The following is a 19061-nucleotide window of genomic DNA, read 5'->3' on the forward strand; positions in this document are numbered from 1 at the left end:
CCGGAGCAAGCTCCGGCCTGTCGATGAGGCAGGGTTGCCGCCCGGCGGGCGGCTACCGTTGGCTCAGGCGCTGGTGCGACGGCGAATCGGCGCGTCACCGTCCTGGCGACGACGCGGGGCACGCTCGGGCGCGCCCTTGTCCTCGCTGATCTCCAGCGGGCGACCGGCGACGCGGGCACGGGCCATCTTGCCGAGGATGCTCTCCGGCAGCGAGCTCGGCAGCTCGACCACCGAGAAGGCGGTGCGGATGTCGATGCGGCCGATGCGGCTGCCCTCGATGCCGCCCTCGTTGGCCAGGGCCCCGACCAGCTGACCGGGCTTGACGCCATCCTGGTGGCCCACGGCGACGCGATAGCGGGTCATGCCCTCGCGCGGTGCCCGGTCGTCACGATCACCACGACGCTTCGGCTTGGCATCGCGCGGGTTGCGATCATTGCGCTCGGCACGCGGTGCCTGCAGGCGACCGATGGGGGCCTCGTCGGCACGCGCCATGCGCGCGAAGGCACAGGCCAGCTCGATGGGGTCGTGCCCCTCCTCGACCATCCGCTCGACCAGGGCACGCTGCTCGTCGGCTCCGGCGGTCAGGGCGGCGACCACGCGCTGGTGGAAGATCTCGTCGCGGTGGGCGCGGATGGCGGCCTCGTCGGGCACGGCCATCTCTGTCATCTTCTGGCCGGTGGCCTGCTCGAGCCAGCCCACCTTGCGCCCCTCGCGGAAGCCGACGAAGGTGATGGCGATGCCGGTACGCCCGGCACGACCGGTACGGCCGATGCGGTGGGTGTAGGCCTCGGCGTCCTGGGGCAGGTCGTAGTTGATGATGTGAGTCAGGCGCGACACGTCCAGGCCGCGGGCGGCCACGTCGGTGGCGATCAGTATGTCGATCTTTCCACGCTTGAGGCGCGTGATGGTGCGCTCTCGCAGGCTCTGGTCCAGGTCACCGGAGAGGCTGGCGACGTTCATGCCACGGGCGGAGAGCTGCTCCATCAGGGTGGTGCAGGCGGCCCGGGTGCGCACGAAGACGATGGCCCCGTCGACCGGCTCGACCTCGAGGATGCGCGCCAGCGCCTCCTGCTTGGCGCCACCGTCGACTCGCACCATGCGCTGTTCGATGCTGGCGGCGGTCCCGACCTTGGACTCGATGGCAACCTTGACCGGGTCGACCAGGTAGCGGTTGACGATGCGCTCGATCTCGGCCGGCAGGGTGGCGGAGAAGAACACCCGCTGGGCGTCCTTCGGGGTGTCGGCCACCACGCGCTTGACGTCGTCGATGAAGCCCATGCGCAGCATCTCGTCGGCCTCGTCGAGCACCAGGGCGGAGAGGCCGTCGAGCTTGAGGCTGCCGCGATCCAGGTGGTCAATGACCCGGCCCGGGGTCCCCACCACCACCTGGGCGCCACGCCGCAGCGCGGAGAGCTGCTCGCGGTACTCCTGGCCGCCGCACAGGGTCGCGACTTCCAGGCCCTTGAGGTTCTGGCCGTACTTGCTGAAGGAGACGGCCACCTGCTGGGCCAGCTCACGGGTCGGCGCCAGCACCAGCACCTGGGGCTCGCGGCGAGTCAGCTCGAGGCGAGACAGCAGCGGCAGGGCGAAGGCAGCGGTCTTGCCGGTGCCGGTCTGGGCCTGGCCCAGCATGTCACGTCCTTCCAGCAGCGCAGGGATGGTCTGCGCCTGGATCGGTGACGGGGTCTCGTAGCCCTGGGATTCCACGGCAGAGAGCACGGCGGGCAGCAGGGCCAGATCGCCGAAGCTCGGCGAGGCGACAGAAGTCGAGGTCATTAATCACACCTTGGTAGGCCGACGGGGCCGGCAGAAATTCAGTGGCGTCCCTGACGCGTGCAACACGCTCAGGCATCTGGGTTCCGTCCAACGGAGCATCAGATGAGGAAATCGGAGTCGGGGACGCCGGTCGCACCTGGCATTCGGTCCACGCCATCGGGGATGGCCCGTGAACCGCTGTGGCGACCGTTTGCGCCGATCTCGCCCGGGTGGCGTGATCTCGGCGGCGCTCCATCTACACAATTCGAACGCGTGTGGGTCAGTGCTTGTCACTGGGCCCGGCGTTTCGGCGCCCACCTGCCTGGAGCAGCGTGGCGTCGTCATGATGGTGGGGTCAACACATGCGAGGAGCGCGCATGCTACCATCGTCGACTGCCACTGGCCAGCCTTTTCGAGATCCCTTCACAGCCGGGAGTACTGCATGCCGAATCTGTGGGTCGATGCCGATGCCTGCCCCAGGGTGGCGCGAGAGATCATCGTGCGCGCCGCCGAACGTACCGCCACGCCGACCTGGTTCGTGGCCAACCATGCGGTGCCGCTACCGCCCTCGCGGTGGGTCAAGGGCCTGGCGGTGAGCCAGGGCTTCGATGCCGCCGACAACGAGATCGTCGAGCGCCTCCAGTCGGGCGACCTGCTGATCACCTCGGACCTGCCGCTGGCCCTGGAGGCCATCGAGCGCGGCGCCGGGGTGATGACCACCCGCGGCGAGTCGCTGGATGCCAACAATATCCGCGCCCGGGTACAGATGAGGGATTTCATGGAGACCCTGCGCGCCAGCGGCGAGCATACCGGCGGCCCCGGCGGCTATACCGACAGCGACCGCCGCGAGTTCGCCAATGCGCTGGACCGCTGGTTGGCAAAGAATTCCCGACATTGAGGCCGCCGCTTCGCGGCGGATCGCGCTGCCAGCAGCGCTCCTACAGGGTGCGGAGCCACTGGGCAGGTTGTCGAAGGAGCTTTGCTCGCAAAGCGATTGGTACCTGCTGAGGCCCGCCCTTGGCCCCTGGCCCTTGGCGCTCGGCGCTCGGCGCTTAAAACTTACCCCTTCTCCCGGATCCCCTTGCCCGGCAGGCGGTCGCGGTCATGCCGCCGGTCCAGGTCGAGCAGCGGGCCGTAGGGCACGATGCCGGTCGGGTTGATGTTGGCATGGCTGGCATAGTAGTGGCGCTTGATGTGCTCGAAGTCCACCGTCTCGGCGATGCCCGGCCACTGGTAGAGCTCGCGCAGGTAGTTGGCGAGGTTCGGGTAGTCCTCGATGCGCCTCAGGTTGCACTTGAAGTGGCCGTGATAGACGGCATCGAAGCGGATCAAGGTCGTGAACAGCCGGATATCGGCCTCGGTGAACCATTCGCCTGCCAGGTAGCGGTGCTCCGCCAGGCGCGCCTCCATGTGGTCGAGCGCCTCGAAGAGCGCCACCACATGCTTTTCGTAGACCGCCTGCTCGGTGGCGAAGCCGGACTTGTAGACGCCGTTGTTGATGTGGTCGTAGACGTCGGCGTTGACGGCATCGATGGTCTCGCGCAGGTCCGCGGGATAGAGGTCCAGGCGGTTGCCGGTCAGCCCGTCGAAGGCGCCATCGAGCATCCTCAGCAGGTCCGCGGACTCGTTGTTGACGATGCGCCCCGAGGACTTGTCCCAGAGCGCCGGCACGGTGACGCGTCCCGTGTAGTGGGGGTCGGTCAGGGTGTAGAGCTGGTGGTGGAAGTCCACGCCGTTGACCGGGTCGCCGCTCGAGCCCTCGTCCTCGCGATAGGTCCAGCCCTGATCCAGCATCAGCGGGCTGACGTGGGAGACCCCGATGGACGCCTCGAGCCCCTTGAGCCGGCGCATGATCAGCACGCGATGCGCCCAGGGACAGGCCAGCGACACATAGAGGTGGTAGCGGCCCGCCTCGGCGGCCAGGCCCGGCTGGCCGTCGGGCCCCGGGCTGCCATCCGGGGTGATCCAGTCGCGCAGCTTGGCGGATTCACGCACGAATTCGCCGCCGTGCTTGTCGGTGTCATACCACTGGTCGTGCCAGGTGCCGTCGATCAGAAGCCCCATGGGTCATCTCCTTGCATGCCGGTGAGCGAGTGCTCGATAACGAGGATGCACCCAGCATAAGGCGAAACCATCGACGCTCAAGCGCAGGTTTTGCGTCTTATCATTCGACGGTTTCGAATGGTTCTTCAGGCGAGCAGGCCGCCACCGCCGCCTTCAGTGCCTCGGCCATGGCATGGGTCGCCGGCCCTGCCCGGTCCCGGTCGCGATGGATCAGCTGCACCGGGTACTCGCGGCTGCCCCCGGCGGCCAGCGGCAACCGCGCGAGGCGCCCCTCGGCCAGCGCCTGGCGCAGGCGTGTCTCGGGAATCCAGGCGAAGCCCAGGCCCCGCTCGAGCATGTCGATGGAGGTCTGCAGGTGGCTCACCGTCCAGCGCTGCTCCGCCTTGAGCCAGCCGGCGTCCATGGACTGGTGCAGGGCCGAGTCGCGCACCACCAGCTGCCGGTGCTGCTCCAGATCGCGCAGGTCCAGCGGGCGCCCCAGGCGATGCAGCGGGTGATCGGGATGGGCCACGGCCACGAAGTGCACCCTGACCAGCGGCTCGCCCAGGAAGCCCTGGGCGGAGATGCCCGAGACTACCAGGTCGGCGCTGCCGTCATAGAGCATCTCGATGCCCCCGTTGAGCACCGTCTCATGAAGTTGTACGCGCACATGGGGGTAGGCCGCCGAGAAGGCCTCCAGCGCCCGGGCCAGGGCCTCGGGGGGGAAGATCTGGTCGACAGCCAGCACCACCTCCGCCTCGAGTCCTTCGGCCAGGCGACTCGCCACATCCTCCAGCGAGGCGGCATTTTCGAGCAGCTGACGGGCCCGGCGCAGCAGCAGCTCACCGGCCTCGGTAAGACGCACCTGCCGGCCCACCGGCTCCATCACCGCTACCCCGAGCTGTTCCTCGAGCTTGTGCACGGCGTGGTTCAGGGTCGAGGGGCTCTTGTGGATTGCCTCGGCGGCACGGGCGAAGCCGCCATGGTCGACCACGGCCGCCAGCATCTGCCATTGGGCCAGGGTGACACGGGACATTTCGAATTCCTCGAATCAATAGAGCGAAACGTTGCGCTTAATCTTCGAAAAATCCGACCTAAAATGCCAGTCAAACCTTTCAGAATCGGAGATACCCCATGGCACCCACCCCGTCTACCCGACAGATTGATCAGTTGGTGACCAGCCAGCCGAGCCAGGACGGCGACGGCGTCAGGATCCAGCGCATCCACGACTTCGGCGGAGGGCTCGACCCCTTCCTGATGCTCGACGAACTGGGTTCCGACCGGCCGGATGACTACATCGGCGGCTTCCCTCCCCATCCCCACCGCGGCATCCAGACCCTGACCTACGTGATCCACGGGGGGCTAACCCACGAGGACCACCTGGGCCACTCGAGCACCATCCAAGCCGGGGATGCCCAGTGGATGCATACCGGCCGCGGCATCATCCACTCGGAGATGCCGCTGACCGACCAGCAGGGCCTCCACGCCTTCCAGCTGTGGCTGAACCTGTCGGCCCGGGACAAGCTGAGCCCGGCGACCTACCGCGACGTGCGCAGCGCAGAGATGCCGACGCTGAGCGGCCAGGACGCCAGCCTCGTCGCCCTGGGCGGGCGCTGGCAGGACACCGCCGGCGAGAGCGTCACGGGCCCCCTGGAGGCCCTGGCCGGCCAGGGCGCGGTGGCCCATGCCCGGCTGGCGGCCGGGGGCGAACTGACGCTGGCCGTCGAGGCCAGCACGCTGCTGGTATACGTCTTCAAGGGCAGCCTCGAGATCGCCGGCAGCCCGGTGGCTCAGGGCCGGCTCGCCCGCCTCGGCAGTGGCGAGCGGCTCGCACTGACCAGCCGAGAAGGCGCCGAGGCCCTGCTGCTGGCCGGCGAACCCCATGGCGAGCCGATTGCCCACTACGGCCCCTTCGTGATGAACGCACACGAAGAGCTGGAGCAGGCGCTCAGGGACTACCGCGACGGCACCCTCACTGGCTGATCTACACCCACTGAATGACATCTCATCCGGGCCGGGGTTGAAATTCCCCGGTCCGGCGTGTCCAATGTCCACTTAACAAACAGCGTTCGCGCCCCCTGCTCCGATACCTCCTCGCCACGTGGGAGGCGGATAGCAGGCCGTTCCTGTATGTCCGTACAGACTAGGCATCCCATACATCATGGGGTATGGTTCTGATGCCACTTATTTATTTCCTTTTCATCTGTCACGGCCCGTTACCCATGATGCGAATCCTCCATTCGCTGCCCCGCACCCACAAGCTGTTGCTGTTACCCGTTGCCACCATGGTCACCGTGCTGGGCGCACAGAAGATCGTCACCTCCTTCGAAGATGTCCAGCGTGAGAGCCAGACGCTCGACACCGTCCTCGTTCCCCTCGATGCCGATGCCAGCCCCGGCCTGCCTTCGCTGCGCACCGAGCGAACACCGGTCGCCGACGCCATCGAGATGGCCACCCGAGCCCTCGACGCCACTCGGAGCCATGTCCCGCTATCCGAGCTCACCGCCTCGGAGATCGTCGATATCGACTTCGTCACCTCGGCCAAGGCCAGTCGTGCCGAACCCGAAATTCCCGTGACCCTTGCCCTGCCCGCCCAGCGCCTCGGCGCCCAGCAGGGTGAAACCGGCATACTGACGGACGGCGTTGCCAGCCTCGATGATGGCGCCCTGCACATGGCCGTGGTCATCGGGACCATCGCCGGCGGCATGCTCGATCACGACGGCGGGCTGGTGGCCGATGCCACCTCCTACGAGGAGGTCTCCGAGGACGAGCTCGAGCTGTTCGACGAGGGACCGATCCAGCTGGAGGAGGAGATCGCCGCCAGCGAGCCCTTTGTGCCGGAATGGAACACCTACGAGGTCCAGGCGGGCGACACCTTCGCGATCATGGCGCAGAAGCACCTCGGCATGGGCTACAGCGAGGTGATGAACCTGCTGGAGCGCCTGCCCGAGCCGCGGCTCCTGACCCACTGGCGGCAGGGCAACCACTTCGAGTACCAGCTCGGCGAGCAAGGGCGCCTGCTCTCCCTGCGCCTGATGAAGAACGCCCGGGACGGCTTCCTGGTCGAGCGCCAGGATGACGGCTTCGAGGTCGCCACCATCGAACGCGCCGGCGAGGCCACCCAGCGCCTCTTCGCCGGCAGCATCAGCGGCAGCTTCGCACGCTCGGCCAAGGCTACCGGCCTGACCAGCGCCGAGGTCTCGGAACTCTCCCGGGTCCTGGAGAAGAAACTCGACTTCCGCCGCGACACCCGTCGCGGCGATCGCTTTCAGGTGCTGGTGGAGTCCGACATCATCGACGGCGAGAGCCTCGACCCGCGGGTGCTGGCGGTACAGTACGAAGGCGAGCGCATGGACCTCACCCTGGTGCGCAACCCTGAGGACAACCGCTTCTACACCCCGGACGGCAAGAGCCTCGACCCGGCCTTCAACCGCTACCCCTTCGACGGTCGCTACCGGCTGAGCTCGCACTTCAACCCGCGCCGCAAGCACCCGGTCACCGGCCGCATCAGCCCCCACAAGGGCACCGACTTCGCCATGCCGATCGGCACCGCCGTCCAGGCCCCTGCCAATGGCCGCGTGGAGAAGGTCGGCAACCATCCGGCGGCCGGCCGCTACGTGGTGATCCGCCACGACAACGGCTACAAGACCCGCTATCTGCACCTTTCCAAGCCGCTGGTCAGCAATGGCCAGCGCGTCGCCATGGGCGAGCGCATTGCGCTGTCCGGCAACACCGGGCGCAGCACCGGCCCTCACCTGCACTACGAGGTCCTGGTCAACAACAGCCAGGTAAATGCCATGAAGGTGGCGCTGCCCGAGAACCAGAGCCTCCAGGGCGAGCGGCTGGTCGCCTTCCAGCGCCAGGCAGAACCCGTGCTGGCCGCCCTGCAGAGCGGCGAGACCGGCACCGTGGTCGCCAGCACCGGCGAGGTGGCCGCGACCGACGACGAGGGCTGAGCCCCGCCCTCCACCGCCTATCCGCGCCCCGCCCTCGAGCGGGGCGCGGTCGTTCAGGGGCGCCTGCTGCCGGAGTATACTGGCGCCACCACGGATCGGAGAGCCTCGGCGTGTCCTCACCCCATGCCCACCCCCGGCCGGCCGCGCCGCCCGAGCGTCGCCTGGCCAGCTTCCTCGGTGTCTTCCGCTACAGCCACCGTGCCCTGGCCCTCGTCTGGCAGACCTCCCGTCCCCTGACCCTGGGGCTGGCGCTCTGCACCCTGGTCGCCGGCGTACTGCCCGCGGTGGCGGCCTGGATCGGCCAGCTGATCGTCGATTCGGTGGTGGCGGCCATGGCCCACCATGCCGAGACCGGCGAGGTCGACTGGTGGGGGGTGCTGCGCTACGTGCTGGCCGAGGCGGGGGTGATCGCCATCATCGCCATGGCCCAGCGCGGCCTCTCGGCCCAGCAGTCGCTGCTGCGCGCCCTGCTCGGCCAGAAGGTCAACGTGATGATCCTCGAGAAGGCCGGCACCCTCTCCCTCGAGCAGTTCGAGGACTCCGAGTTCTATGACAAGCTGACCCGGGCCCGCCGCGAGGCCTCGACGCGCCCGCTGGGCCTGGTCAACAAGACCTTTGGCCTCGCCCAGAACGCCATCTCGCTGGCCAGTTTCGGCGTGCTGCTGGTGCAGTTCTCGCCCTGGGCACTGCTCGTGCTGGTGATCGGCGCCCTGCCGGTGTTCGTCTCGGAGGCCAAGTTCTCCGGCGATGCCTTCCGGCTGTTCCGCTGGCGCTCGCCACAGACCCGCATGCAGATGTACCTGGAGACGGTGCTGGCCCGCGAGGACAGCATCAAGGAGGTCAAGCTGTTCGGCCTGGAGCCGCTGCTGCTTGAGCGCTACCGGAGCATCTTCGAGACCCTCTACGACGAGGATCGTCGCCTGACGCTGCGCCGCGAGACCTGGGGCTTCCTGCTCGGGCTGCTGGGCACCCTGGCCTTCTACGCCGCCTACGCCTGGGTGGTGGCGGAGACCGTCACCGGAAGGCTGACCCTGGGTGAGATGACCATGTACCTGATGGTCTTCAAGCAGGGCCAGGCGGCGCTCTCGGCGAGCCTCACGGCGATCGGCGGCATGTACGAGGACAACCTCTACCTCTCGAACCTCTACGAGTACCTGGAGCAGCCGGTGCCCGCCGAGCGCGGCACCCTTACCGCTGGAGCGCGCCCCGGCGACGGCATCCGCTTCGAGGGCGTGGGCTTCACCTATCCCGGCACCGAGTCGCCGGCCCTCTCGGGCATCTCGCTGCACCTGCGCCCGGGCGGGAGCCTCGCCCTGGTGGGGGCCAACGGCTCGGGCAAGACCACCCTGATCAAGCTGTTGACCCGCCTCTACGAGCCCACCGAAGGGCGCATCCTGCTCGATGGCAGTGACCTTCGCGACTGGGAGGTCCAGGCGCTGCGCCGGCGCATCGGGGTGATCTTCCAGGACTTCGTGCGCTACCAGATGAAGGTGGGCGAGAACCTCGGGGCCGGGGACGTCGCCGCCTTCACCGACGAGGCCCGCTGGCAGGCGGCCGCCCGCCGAGGCCTGGCCGACGAGTTCATCGCCGGCATGCCCGGCGGCTACCACACCCAGCTGGGGCGCTGGTTCAAGGGCGGCCAGGAGCTCTCGGGGGGCCAGTGGCAGAAGATCGCCCTCTCCCGGGCCTACATGCGCGAGGGCGCCGACATCCTGGTGCTCGACGAGCCGACGGCGGCCATGGACGCCGCGGCCGAGGCGGCCGTCTATGCCGACTTCCGCGAGCACAGCCGCGACCGCATGACCATCCTGATCTCACATCGCTTCTCGACGGTGCGCGCCGCCGACTGGATCCTGGTGATCGACGGCGGCGAGATCCTCGAGCAGGGTGACCATGAGAGCCTGATGGCCGCCAACGGCCGCTATGCCCGACTGTTCCGGCTCCAGGCCAGGGGCTACCGCTGAGCCGGACGTGGCGCCACCCGGTCACGACAGCGGCCCCGCTACCCGCTCAGAGGCCGGTCCAGGGCCGGTCCAGGGCCGAGAGCAGGGTGGCGTCGAGCCGATAGACGTCCGGCCGGAAGACCAGCTCGCCATCCTCGCCCGGGTGCACCGTCCAGTAGTGCAGGATCACCGGCACGGGACGCTCGAGATGGATGTTGCGGGTCGCGCCCTCGGCGACCAGCGAGGCCACATGGGCGGGGGTGCCGGTATCGTCGAAGAGATGCTGGGCCAATTCGAGCACCCCCTGCACGCGGATGCAGCCGGAGCTGAAGGCCCGCTGCTCGCTGGCGAAGAGGCCTTGGGCGGGGGTGTCGTGCAGGTAGACGAGGTGGTTGTTGGGGAAGCGCAGCACGACGCGGCCCAGGGCATTCTGCGGGCCGGGCCGCTGGCGAAGCATGATGTTGCCGGGCCGTGACCAGTCGACCTCGCGGGGGTCGAGACGCTGGCCGGAGGGCCCCAGCACCATGAGATCCTCTCGCCACAGGTAGCCGAGATCGCGGCGCACCTTGGGCAGCACGTCCTCGCGCAGGATGGTCGGCGGCACCGTCCAGGTGGGGTTGAGTGTCAGGTGGGTGATCGCCGAGCGCAGCGAGGGGGTGCGGCGATAGGGGCGTCCCACCACGATGCGCGAGCGCCACACCCCACCGTCGGGGCGGAAGTAGCTGATCCGGTAGCCGGCGATGTCCACCAGCACGAAGGAGTCCGGCAGCCCCTGGAGCAGCCAGCGGGCACGCTCCAGGTTGACGCGGATCTGGTCGATGCGCTCCCCCACCGGCACGTTCAGGGCCTCCCGGGTGCGGGGACCGACGATGCCGTCCACCTCGAGCAGGTGGCGGCGCTGGAACCGCTTCACGGCTTCCACCAGGACATCGTCGTAGCGGCGCGGCTCCGCATCGCCCGAGTCGACCCCGGCAAAGAGGTCGGCCACCATCACCTCCAGCTCGCCGATGATCGCAAGGCGCTCACGCAGCAGCGGCACATCGTCGTGGAGGTCCCCCGGGCGCAGCGACTGCTGTCGTTGCGGCAGCCTTGGCCAGCCGCCCTGCCGCTCGATATGGCGGTAGCGGGCCAGTCCCGCGCGCAGGCGCTCGTAGGGGGCCGCCGAGGGACGTGCCAGGGCGAAGGCCTGCTCGAAGCGCTGGGCATCCACCGCCCGCGACACCGAGGCCAGGTCAAGGGGCGGCGCGTCGATGGGCACCTCCCAGTCCGGGTCGATGCGATGGGGATCCACCTTGCCGCGCTGGAGATGGCGCAGGGCCGCCAGCAGGACGCGGCTGGCCTGCAGGTCGAAGCGCGCCCGGGCGGCCGGCGTCTGCCCCTCGGCCTGCACCTGGCGGTGTCCCGCCACCAGCGCATCCGGCCGGTAGTCCTGCGGTGTCAGGCCATCGGCCTCCAGGCTGCGCAGGGCCGCGGCAAAGCCGGTAATGGTCTCTGCCTCCTGCCAGGCGGGTCGCCCCTCGCGCGCGGCGTAGAAGTCCCGCAGGCCACCCTCCTCCTCCTCGGCTAGCCGCTCGGCGAGGGCATCGGCCACGGTGGCCTCCCCCTCCTCGGCGAAGGCCCAGCCACTCATCGAGAACAGCATCCCTACCACGAGAATCAGTGGCGTCAATCCTTTGGCTGAGGGCATGTGGCCTGGCTCCTGCGTTGAGAATGGGGTCTGGTCATCATGTTTCCCTTGGTCATAATAGTGTCCGACAGGGAGGCGCAGGGAAGCCGGCTCCACTTTCGCCTGATCGCCCCGCCGTCGGGAATGGCCGACGACCGGACCCAGCATGCCACACGACAGGTTTTCCGAATGCCTATCTCCTTCCCGAACCGATGGCTCCCCGGCATTGCCCTGTGCAGCGCGCTGCTACTGGGCACGCCGCCTAGCCTGGCCGGCGACGACTTCCTGGCCCAGGCCTACAAGCCGGATACGCTGCGCCAGCTTCCACTTGACCAGACCCTGACCCGGCTGGCACCCGACGCCGATCCTCGGGTCCTGCGCCTCGCGGCCCGCGCGCTCTCCTGCGCCGACCCCGACGCCGAGCGCCTGGCGGTCATCGACTTCTCGCAGCCCTCCACCGAGCCGCGCCTCTGGGTCTTCGACCTGCAGCGCCGCCAGCTGCTGTTCGAGGAACTGGTCTCCCACGGCCAGGGCTCGGGCAATGCCATGGCCGAGACCTTCTCCAACGTCCCGGAAAGCCACCAGTCCAGCATCGGCTTGTTCCGCACCATGAACAGCTACCAGGGCCGCAACGGCTACTCGCTGCGCCTGGAGGGCCTCGAGCCCGGCGTCAACCACCTGGCCTACGAGCGCGCCATCGTCATCCATGGCGCCGACTACGTCAGCGAGGCCTTCATCGAGCAGACCGGCCGCCTCGGCCGCAGCCATGGCTGCCCGGCGGTTCGCCAGGAGGTCGCGGCGCCGCTGATCGACAGCATCAAGGAGGACCAGTACCTCTTCACCTACTACCCCGACCCGGAATGGCTGGCGAGCTCGGACTTCTTCCACTGTGACCGTGACGAGGCGCAACTGGCCCTGAACTGACCCGCGTCCTGCCATGGTGCCACCGCCGGCGGCACCATGGCAGGGCACACTGGCCCTCTCCTGCCCTCTCGCCGCAGCGACCACTGCACCTCACGTCGTTCCTGCTCGTAAGCTCCTGACTTTGATTTATCTGCCATGCTCAGGATGGACCCTTTGGCATGGCGCCCTCCATCAAGTCCGAGGGAACAGCAAACGGCGCCCGATATCCTCGATGGCGACTGCCATGCCGGGGAGCCAGTGTTGCGTTGAGCGCCAGGATTGCAGCCATGTCGCGGACTGAGCCATGCTGGAAATTCACGGGTCACCGGCACAGGAGAGGACGATGCAGCATCGCGTATTACTGATTACCGGGGCGTCGAGCGGGATCGGCGCCGCCACGGCCAGGGCCGCCTCGCGGGAAGGCTACAAGCTGGTACTGGCCGCCCGCTCCCGGGAGAAGCTCACGACCCTGGCCGAGGAGCTGGGCCCGGAGAACGTGCTCGCCATCGGCTGTGACGTCACCTCCATGGATGACCAGCAGGCCATGGTCGAGCAGGCCATGGAACGCTTCGGTCGCATCGATGCCGTATTCGCCAACGCGGGGCGCGGCGGCTCGCCGGGAGGCTTCAGTGGCGCCGACCACGAGGCCTGGCGCGAGATGATCCTGACCAACATCTACGGCGTCGGCCTGACCCTGCAGGCCACCCTGCCGGCACTGCGTCGCAGCCGTGGTCACGTGCTGCTGACCGGTTCGGCCGCCGGCCGTGCCACCATTCCCGGCTCCATGTATGGCGCCACCAAGTGGGCGGTCAGCGGGATCGGCTACAACCTGCGCGAGGAGCTACGCGGCAGCGGCATCCGCGTGACCCTGATCGAGCCCGGGATGGTCAACACCCCGTTCTTCGACGAACCCCCGGAGCACGCCCTTGAAGACCGCGACATCGCCAATGCGGTGACCTATGCCCTGGGGCAGCCGGAGCACGTGGATGTCAACGAGATCCTGATTCGTCCCACGCCGCCGCTGGAATGACCCGCCCTTCAGCCACGAATAACGCATACCCCAACCAGAGGCCTACCCCATGACACTCTCGATTGGCGACAGGATTCCGGACATCACCCTCAAGACCAATGGCCCCGATGGGCCACAGGACCAATCGACCGGCGAGTTCTTCGCCGACCGGCGCGTGGTGCTCTTCGCCGTGCCCGGCGCCTTCACCCCCGGCTGCTCCAACACCCACATGCCGGGCTTCGTGGTGCGCGCCGATGACATCCTCGCCAGGGGGGCCGATGCCCTCGCCTGCCTCTCGGTGAACGACGCCTTCGTGATGGGCGCCTGGCAGAAGGACCAGAATGCCGAGGCGATCACCATGCTCGCCGACGGCAATGCCGAATTCACCCATGCCATCGGCATGGACAAGGATGCCACGGCCGGTGGCATGGGCATCCGCAGCCACCGCTATGCCTTGATCGCCTATGACGGCGTGGTGGAGTATCTCGGTGTCGATACCGAGAAGGGCGTGGTGGACAAGAGCAGTGCCGAGACGATCCTCGACAGGCTTGGCTAGATTTCCTCCCCTGCCACCTGCCTCATGGCCTGGCTGCTTTCCGCCCGTTACAGCAGCCGGGTCCTGACGTTCGAGTACCATTTTCCTGGTATGCCTGTCAGCAACTCCTCCCCCTGAGCCACCAAAAAATGAATGCAGCCCTCTGTTTAATCGAAAGTTTTCCGGAAAAGCTGAGAAGACTCATACTTTCCATGGGGCATCCACCCGGTCTGTAACATGACTTTACAATCGTTCAGTGCCGACCAACACTTACCGCGTCGCTCCCGGCTCCAAGATGCCTTGGTGCTCGGGGCTAGGGATCAGTCCATCTTCCGGCCAGGAGGCCAGTAGAAGGACTGCTGCCAGTGGGGTAAGCAGCACATCAGACACGCGGGCCAAACCCCGTGGGTTGGACTCGCCTTTCGCAGGGCCTGATCACCATCAGCAATGGTTGCCCGCAACCATGAGGGAACGAGATGATGGAGCCATCCAGGCAACTCATGACAGTAGGGAACATTACCGCTCTTCAGGACACGCTTAAGCAGCTATCAGATTATGGATGGTCGATCCACCATGCCGATAATACGCAGGACGCGCTTGAGTTATTGAACAGGGAGGCCGTCAGGGTCGGGTTGGCCGCCATCGACGCTTCTACATCCTCGCTTCCCCTGGAGGTCGATACCAGGCCCGGCTTGTCACAGGTCCAGTGGGTGGCGATCATCGAGCGGGATCTGTTGCAGCACGACAAGGCTCGTGACCTGGTCTACGGCGCCTGCTATGCCTACCAGGCCACCCCCCCCGATGCGAGACGACTCGATATCCTGCTGGAGAGTGCACTGGGCATGGCGAGCCTCCATGAAGCGCACCCCATCTCGACGCTTTCCTGTCCGGACGACGACTACCACATGGTCGGCGAGAGCCCGGTCATGCAACAGCTCTACCGAACCATCCACAAGGTCGCCGCTGCCGAGGCGCCCGTGCTGATTACCGGGGAGTCCGGTACGGGCAAGGAACTCACGGCCCGTGCCATCCACGCCCATTCATCCAGGTGTCATGGCCCCTTCAACGTCGTCAACTGTGGGGCCCTACCTTCCGGCCTCATCCAGTCCGAACTCTTCGGCCATGAGAAAGGAGCCTTCACCGGCGCAAACCAACGCAAGATAGGCATCATCGAGAGCTCGCAGGGAGGCACGCTCTTTCTCGACGAGATCGGGGACCTGCCCCTGGACATGCAGGTCAACCTGCTTCGTTTCCTGGAAAATCTCAAGGTATTCCGCGTCGGTGGACTCCAGGAGATTCCCGTCGATGTCAGAGTCCTGGCCGCCACCCACGTCGACCTCGAGAAGGCCGTGGAACGAGGTGAGTTCCGCGAGGACCTGTATCACCGGCTCAACGTGCTTCAAGTCAGGACACCGGCGCTGAGGGAGCATCCGGAAGACATCGAGCCGCTTGCCCGCTTCTTCTTCCAGAAGTTCTCCGCGGAAAAGCCTTCTCGGGTTCACGGGTTCAGCCATGACTGTGCGGTGGTCATGCGGCAGCACCCTTGGCCGGGGAACATACGCGAACTGGTCAACCGGGTCCGGCGCTCCATGGTCATGTGTGAACATCGGCTCATCACGCCCTCCGACATGGGTCTGGAACGACGCCAAAGCCTTTCCCGAGATGCCGATACCCTGCAGCAGGTACGCGACATGGCAGAGTCCGACGCCATCCGGGCCGCCCTGGCACGCAACAAGCACAAGGTGCTGCATGCAGCGCGGGAGCTGGGCGTTTCACGAGTCACCCTCTACCGACTCCTCGAGAAGCACAGCATCGACAAGAGTGGAGGTTCGGTTGATGGAAAGACGGTTGATCCATCGACATCCGGATTCGTTCAACTAACCTCAACATGATGGATGGGGCGCGCAGCGGCCTACTGATCAGCCCCATTCATATCAAGAGGTTGAACAGGTACATGCCTCTCCGGGGCGGACGAGGCACTACTCAAGCAAGAAGAACAGGAAGGGAACCATGAGCTCAAGAGCCAAGAAGATCCTCTACACGACCGGCATGCTATCGGTGATCGGCTGCACGCCCGTTCTGGCCCAGCAGTCGGCACAGGATACGCAGATCCAACCGGTCGGCCAGGAGCCCGAGGAGCAGGAAGCCCGACCAGAGATACAGTCCATCGCCGAATATGGCGGTGTGCTGACGCCCAAGGGCAGGCTGGTACTGGAGCCGGAGTTCCAGTACTCCCACGAGAGCATCAACCGCATGACATTCGAGGGCGTGGAAGTATTGAGTACCCTACTAATCGGGGTATTCACGGCACAGGATGTCGACCGGGACAACTATACGGCCTCGCTGACCGGCCGGCTGGGCTTCACCGACCGCCTGGAACTCGAGATGAAGGTGCCCTATGTCTATCGTGACGAGTCGAACCGGGTCACGGTCTCCGAAGTCGACCCCGACTTCACCCTGGATCGCGAGTTATCCAACGATGCGCTGGGCGATATCGAACTGGCCGCTCACTACCAGTTCAATCGTGGCCTGGATGGCATGCCCTACTTCATCGGTAACCTGCGCTACAAGAGCACCACTGGCGAAGGGCCCTTCGATATCCGTCGCAACAGCGCCGGTACGCCACTTGAACTCTCCACCGGCACTGGCTTCCACTCCATCGAACCCAGCATCACCATGCTGCTCCCCTCCGCGCCGGCCGTCTACTTTGCTAACCTGGGCTATGTCTTCCACCTAGAGGATGATGTCAACCAGCAAGTTACCCAGGATGATGAAGATCTTTTCATCCGAGATGTGGATCCCGGGGATGCCGTGCGATTGAGCTTCGGCATGGCCTATTCGATCAATCCGAAGACCTCCTTCACGCTGGGCTACAAGAACGACTTCATCGGCAAGACCACGACCGAATATGTCAACAACACTACGGGCAGCAGTACGGAAGTCAATTCCCAGACCTTGAACGTCGGTTCCCTGCTGCTCGGATGGTCCTACCAGATGAACCCTGATGTCTCCGTCAACCTGGGCCTGGAGCTCGGCATCACCGAGGATGCTCCGGACACGACCCTGACCCTTCGCATGCCCATCGGCATGGACGTCTTCTAACCAAGCCCATAAACCAGGACGGCTGCCCATTACGGCAGCCGTCCTCACATTTCACCTTCCTACCTTCATCATGTTCTGCCATACCCTCATACGAGACAGAAACTTTTCTCATTCGACGCAACTAGTTTGAAGGACGAATGATAGCTTTCAGCGGAGGATGCCCGAGAAAGAGTCGACAATGGCTGCCCGCTGCTTGGCTGCTTTCAATGCCCCGATATTGTTGAGCCGAATGTCGATATCGATCCGTTGCTGGATATCTCGCCCGGAGGCGTTGCTCACCACGCCACTGACGATGGCGTTGCGCGTGATGTTGTGCAGGGCCGCCGTGAAACCCTTGGTATCACTCAGGGTAACGCCGGAAAACTCCGCCAGACCCGAGAGATCGACACCACCGGGCGTCATGTCGGTCACGGAAAACCCCGTACCGGGCCCCACCTGACTGGCTGACATGGAGGGATCACGGAAAGTCTGGGAGACGATATCCGTTCCCGCCTTCGTGAAGTTCACCACCGACACCAGCTCGATACTGTTGTCGATCATCGTCTGCAGCCTGGCACCGAAATCCACGTCGAGCCCGCCGATATTGAAACCCGCCCGCATCTGATCGAGTTCCGCCTCGGCGATGACGGTTCCGCGATGGAACTCATCCCTCGTCGAAGACGTTAACGGCACTTCCGGATAAGGCCTACCTGATGCCTGTGTGCTCACGGACTGCACCCATTGGCCATCGATCAGTGCATCAGATTCAGACACCGAGGCCGCCTGGGTTCCGGCCGCCACCAACACGAGCAGAGCCCCGACCCATCGCATCCCGCTCTGCCTACGCATTCTTCTCGCTAGGGATGGCATCTTCATATCTCCTCATTACCGGCCCATCTCATTCCTGGCAGGCAGGGTCAGCAGGCTGGCACCGATGCTGGAGCGGTTCACGCCTCTCGCCAGCGGTGAATCGGGGCGTACGACCCAATCCTGCTCATGGTTGAAGTGGTTACGGGCAATCTCGATCTCCTCGCGTGCCCCCAGTACCGTTCCGTTCCACAGCGACTCGAAGTGCTCCCTCGGCACCACCTGGGTGCCCGCCGCGGGATCACCCACCAGGATATTTTCGGCATCGATGCCCTTGACGACGACGAAATGCTTGTACCCCCCGGTGTCCACCATGGTAATGGCCGGCACTCCGATTCGAATGAAGTCATCCAGGCTGATCTTGAATCCATCGGCATTGAGCCCCTGGGCATCCAGGTAACGCTTCATGTCCAGCATGGAAAAGCCATGGCGCTGGATCTGTTCGGCATCCCCGGCGCGGATCATGCTCTCGAAGACCTCTGCCTCGGTAGTCTCACGCTGATAGTGGAAGGTCAGCAGGGTCGCGACGGATGCGGAGCCACAGCTGAAGTCGTACTGCTGCCGTATCACCCTGTCCCAGCCCTTCTCCTGCAGGCTCTTGGCCTCGACCTGAAAGCTGCCGAAACGATTGGCAATGGCCACCTGGCCGGCATGGGCGACTACAGTGCTCCCCATGAGAACGAGTGATGCCATGCCGTAGCAGAGTTGCCTCGTGAGTTTCATGGCAAGTCTTCCCCTGGTTGGAAATCGGGTATCCGAACCCGATGGAGGCTCAGTTGGCGATAAAGACACTGATGCCCACCGCATTATTGATGGAATTCCCGTTGCCTGTTACGGCACTGAAGATTCCCGTACCGCTATAGCTGCCCAGCGCATCGGGGGCAAAACTGATGTTGCCCGAGACCATGTCCCCACCGATATCGAAGGAGGTATCCGTCACCGAGGCCTTCAGGTTCTGAACGCTTTTTACCGTAGTGAGGTTGACGATCGCTTCACCCTCCCTGGCTCTGGCTTGATCCATTTCCGCCAGGTCCATGCCTTCCATTGCAGCAAAGCCTTCCGCCTGGGGAAAGTTGCGCTCCTCTGCCTGGCTCTGTGACGTCCCGAGGGTCAGCAGCACCAAGGAGAACGTGATCGCGATCAACGACTGAAGAGGGCGAGGCTGAGCGGAACGAACTGAACTGACTGATGACACCTTCATGGCCTTGACTCCCGGTATCTTGTCCAAAGGGACAGTTCACCAAGGGAGCCGGTGGAGTTGCCCCCACCAGCTCCCGGCTCACGCGAGCGCGTCATGCGCTCT

The 19061-nt window shown here is 65.6% G+C and carries 16 protein-coding genes; 9 read left to right on the forward strand and 7 right to left on the reverse strand.

Annotation, left to right across the window (positions count from 1 at the left end; translation table 11 throughout):
* Positions 1-63 precede the first annotated feature (63 nt).
* Positions 64-1776 (reverse strand): DEAD/DEAH box helicase, encoded by a 1713-nt coding sequence (locus tag DFP85_RS05765; protein WP_133635351.1) that lies wholly within the window; start codon positions 1774-1776, stop codon positions 64-66.
* 421 nt (positions 1777-2197) lie between these two features.
* Between DFP85_RS05765 and DFP85_RS05770 the strand changes: the two genes are divergently transcribed.
* Positions 2198-2653, forward strand: a complete 456-nt coding sequence (locus tag DFP85_RS05770; RefSeq protein WP_133635352.1) for a YaiI/YqxD family protein — start codon at positions 2198-2200, stop codon at positions 2651-2653.
* A gap of 161 nt (positions 2654-2814) precedes the next feature.
* Here DFP85_RS05770 and DFP85_RS05775 read toward each other — a convergent pair whose 3' ends face one another.
* Together DFP85_RS05775 and DFP85_RS05780 are read right to left on the reverse strand one after the other, a co-directional pair.
* On the reverse strand, positions 2815-3819 hold the full coding sequence (locus DFP85_RS05775) for a glutathione S-transferase family protein (protein WP_133635353.1): 1005 nt from the start codon (positions 3817-3819) through the stop codon (positions 2815-2817).
* 100 nt (positions 3820-3919) lie between these two features.
* Positions 3920-4834 carry a LysR family transcriptional regulator gene (locus DFP85_RS05780; protein ID WP_133635354.1) on the reverse strand — a complete coding sequence of 305 codons (915 nt, stop codon included), beginning with the start codon at positions 4832-4834 and terminating at the stop codon, positions 3920-3922.
* A 98-nt stretch (positions 4835-4932) separates the two neighbouring features.
* On the opposite strand from DFP85_RS05780, the gene DFP85_RS05785 reads away from it, so the two are divergent.
* The 3 genes from DFP85_RS05785 (at position 4933) to DFP85_RS05795 (ending at position 9718) form a co-directional block, all read left to right on the forward strand.
* Positions 4933-5781 carry a pirin family protein gene (locus tag DFP85_RS05785; protein WP_133635355.1) on the forward strand — a complete coding sequence of 283 codons (849 nt, stop codon included), beginning with the start codon at positions 4933-4935 and terminating at the stop codon, positions 5779-5781.
* A 239-nt stretch (positions 5782-6020) separates the two neighbouring features.
* Complete coding sequence (locus DFP85_RS05790; protein ID WP_133635356.1) at positions 6021-7754, forward strand: peptidoglycan DD-metalloendopeptidase family protein; 1734 nt, start codon at positions 6021-6023, stop codon at positions 7752-7754.
* 110 nt (positions 7755-7864) lie between these two features.
* Positions 7865-9718, forward strand: coding sequence for an ABC transporter ATP-binding protein (locus DFP85_RS05795; RefSeq protein ID WP_133635357.1), 1854 nt, complete (start codon positions 7865-7867; stop codon positions 9716-9718).
* 46 nt (positions 9719-9764) lie between these two features.
* On the opposite strand, the gene DFP85_RS05800 is transcribed toward DFP85_RS05795, so the two are convergent.
* On the reverse strand, positions 9765-11384 hold the full coding sequence (locus DFP85_RS05800; RefSeq protein ID WP_133635358.1) for a L,D-transpeptidase family protein: 1620 nt from the start codon (positions 11382-11384) through the stop codon (positions 9765-9767).
* 168 nt (positions 11385-11552) lie between these two features.
* Here DFP85_RS05800 and DFP85_RS05805 point away from each other — a divergent pair, with 168 nt between their 5' ends.
* The 5 genes from DFP85_RS05805 (at position 11553) to DFP85_RS05825 (ending at position 16912) form a co-directional block, all read left to right on the forward strand.
* Positions 11553-12287 (forward strand): murein L,D-transpeptidase catalytic domain family protein, encoded by a 735-nt coding sequence (locus DFP85_RS05805; protein WP_133635359.1) that lies wholly within the window; start codon positions 11553-11555, stop codon positions 12285-12287.
* 322 nt (positions 12288-12609) lie between these two features.
* Entirely contained in the window at positions 12610-13296 is a 687-nt protein-coding gene (locus DFP85_RS05810; protein ID WP_133635360.1) for an SDR family oxidoreductase, read from the forward strand.
* A 49-nt stretch (positions 13297-13345) separates the two neighbouring features.
* Positions 13346-13831 carry a peroxiredoxin gene (locus DFP85_RS05815; RefSeq protein ID WP_133635361.1) on the forward strand — a complete coding sequence of 162 codons (486 nt, stop codon included), beginning with the start codon at positions 13346-13348 and terminating at the stop codon, positions 13829-13831.
* Between the two features lie 455 nt (positions 13832-14286).
* Entirely contained in the window at positions 14287-15702 is a 1416-nt protein-coding gene (locus DFP85_RS05820; RefSeq protein WP_243737215.1) for a sigma-54 dependent transcriptional regulator, read from the forward strand.
* A gap of 118 nt (positions 15703-15820) precedes the next feature.
* Positions 15821-16912: a transporter gene (locus tag DFP85_RS05825; RefSeq protein WP_243737216.1), complete on the forward strand. Its 1092-nt coding sequence runs from the start codon at positions 15821-15823 to the stop codon at positions 16910-16912.
* Between the two features lie 147 nt (positions 16913-17059).
* Here DFP85_RS05825 and DFP85_RS05830 read toward each other — a convergent pair whose 3' ends face one another.
* From DFP85_RS05830 to DFP85_RS05840, 3 genes are read right to left on the reverse strand one after another with little or no spacing between them, the layout of a single operon-like run.
* Entirely contained in the window at positions 17060-17761 is a 702-nt protein-coding gene (locus DFP85_RS05830) for a hypothetical protein (RefSeq protein ID WP_166644602.1), read from the reverse strand.
* Positions 17762-17776: 15 nt separating this feature from the next.
* On the reverse strand, positions 17777-18481 hold the full coding sequence (locus DFP85_RS05835; protein WP_133635363.1) for a C39 family peptidase: 705 nt from the start codon (positions 18479-18481) through the stop codon (positions 17777-17779).
* Between the two features lie 49 nt (positions 18482-18530).
* Positions 18531-18959, reverse strand: a complete 429-nt coding sequence (locus DFP85_RS05840; protein ID WP_133635364.1) for a hypothetical protein — start codon at positions 18957-18959, stop codon at positions 18531-18533.
* Positions 18960-19061: the final 102 nt, after the last annotated feature.

Origin of the sequence: Halomonas ventosae (assembly GCF_004363555.1) — a bacterium.
GTDB lineage: Bacteria > Pseudomonadota > Gammaproteobacteria > Pseudomonadales > Halomonadaceae > Halomonas > Halomonas ventosae.

Bases quoted from the DNA above. Each gene is read 5' to 3' on its own strand.
- DFP85_RS05825 (WP_243737216.1), top strand. From the start codon at position 15,821: ATGAGCTCAAGAGCCAAGAAGATCCTCTACACGACCGGCATGCTATCG.
- DFP85_RS05805 (WP_133635359.1), top strand. From the start codon at position 11,553: ATGCCTATCTCCTTCCCGAACCGATGGCTCCCCGGCATTGCCCTGTGC.
- DFP85_RS05820 (WP_243737215.1), top strand. From the start codon at position 14,287: ATGATGGAGCCATCCAGGCAACTCATGACAGTAGGGAACATTACCGCT.
- DFP85_RS05810 (WP_133635360.1), top strand. From the start codon at position 12,610: ATGCAGCATCGCGTATTACTGATTACCGGGGCGTCGAGCGGGATCGGC.
- DFP85_RS05765 (WP_133635351.1), bottom strand. From the start codon at position 1,776: ATGACCTCGACTTCTGTCGCCTCGCCGAGCTTCGGCGATCTGGCCCTG.
- DFP85_RS05835 (WP_133635363.1), bottom strand. From the start codon at position 18,481: ATGAAACTCACGAGGCAACTCTGCTACGGCATGGCATCACTCGTTCTC.
- DFP85_RS05770 (WP_133635352.1), top strand. From the start codon at position 2,198: ATGCCGAATCTGTGGGTCGATGCCGATGCCTGCCCCAGGGTGGCGCGA.
- DFP85_RS05790 (WP_133635356.1), top strand. From the start codon at position 6,021: ATGATGCGAATCCTCCATTCGCTGCCCCGCACCCACAAGCTGTTGCTG.
- DFP85_RS05775 (WP_133635353.1), bottom strand. From the start codon at position 3,819: ATGGGGCTTCTGATCGACGGCACCTGGCACGACCAGTGGTATGACACC.
- DFP85_RS05815 (WP_133635361.1), top strand. From the start codon at position 13,346: ATGACACTCTCGATTGGCGACAGGATTCCGGACATCACCCTCAAGACC.
- DFP85_RS05830 (WP_166644602.1), bottom strand. From the start codon at position 17,761: ATGCCATCCCTAGCGAGAAGAATGCGTAGGCAGAGCGGGATGCGATGG.
- DFP85_RS05840 (WP_133635364.1), bottom strand. From the start codon at position 18,959: ATGAAGGTGTCATCAGTCAGTTCAGTTCGTTCCGCTCAGCCTCGCCCT.
- DFP85_RS05780 (WP_133635354.1), bottom strand. From the start codon at position 4,834: ATGTCCCGTGTCACCCTGGCCCAATGGCAGATGCTGGCGGCCGTGGTC.
- DFP85_RS05785 (WP_133635355.1), top strand. From the start codon at position 4,933: ATGGCACCCACCCCGTCTACCCGACAGATTGATCAGTTGGTGACCAGC.
- DFP85_RS05800 (WP_133635358.1), bottom strand. From the start codon at position 11,384: ATGCCCTCAGCCAAAGGATTGACGCCACTGATTCTCGTGGTAGGGATG.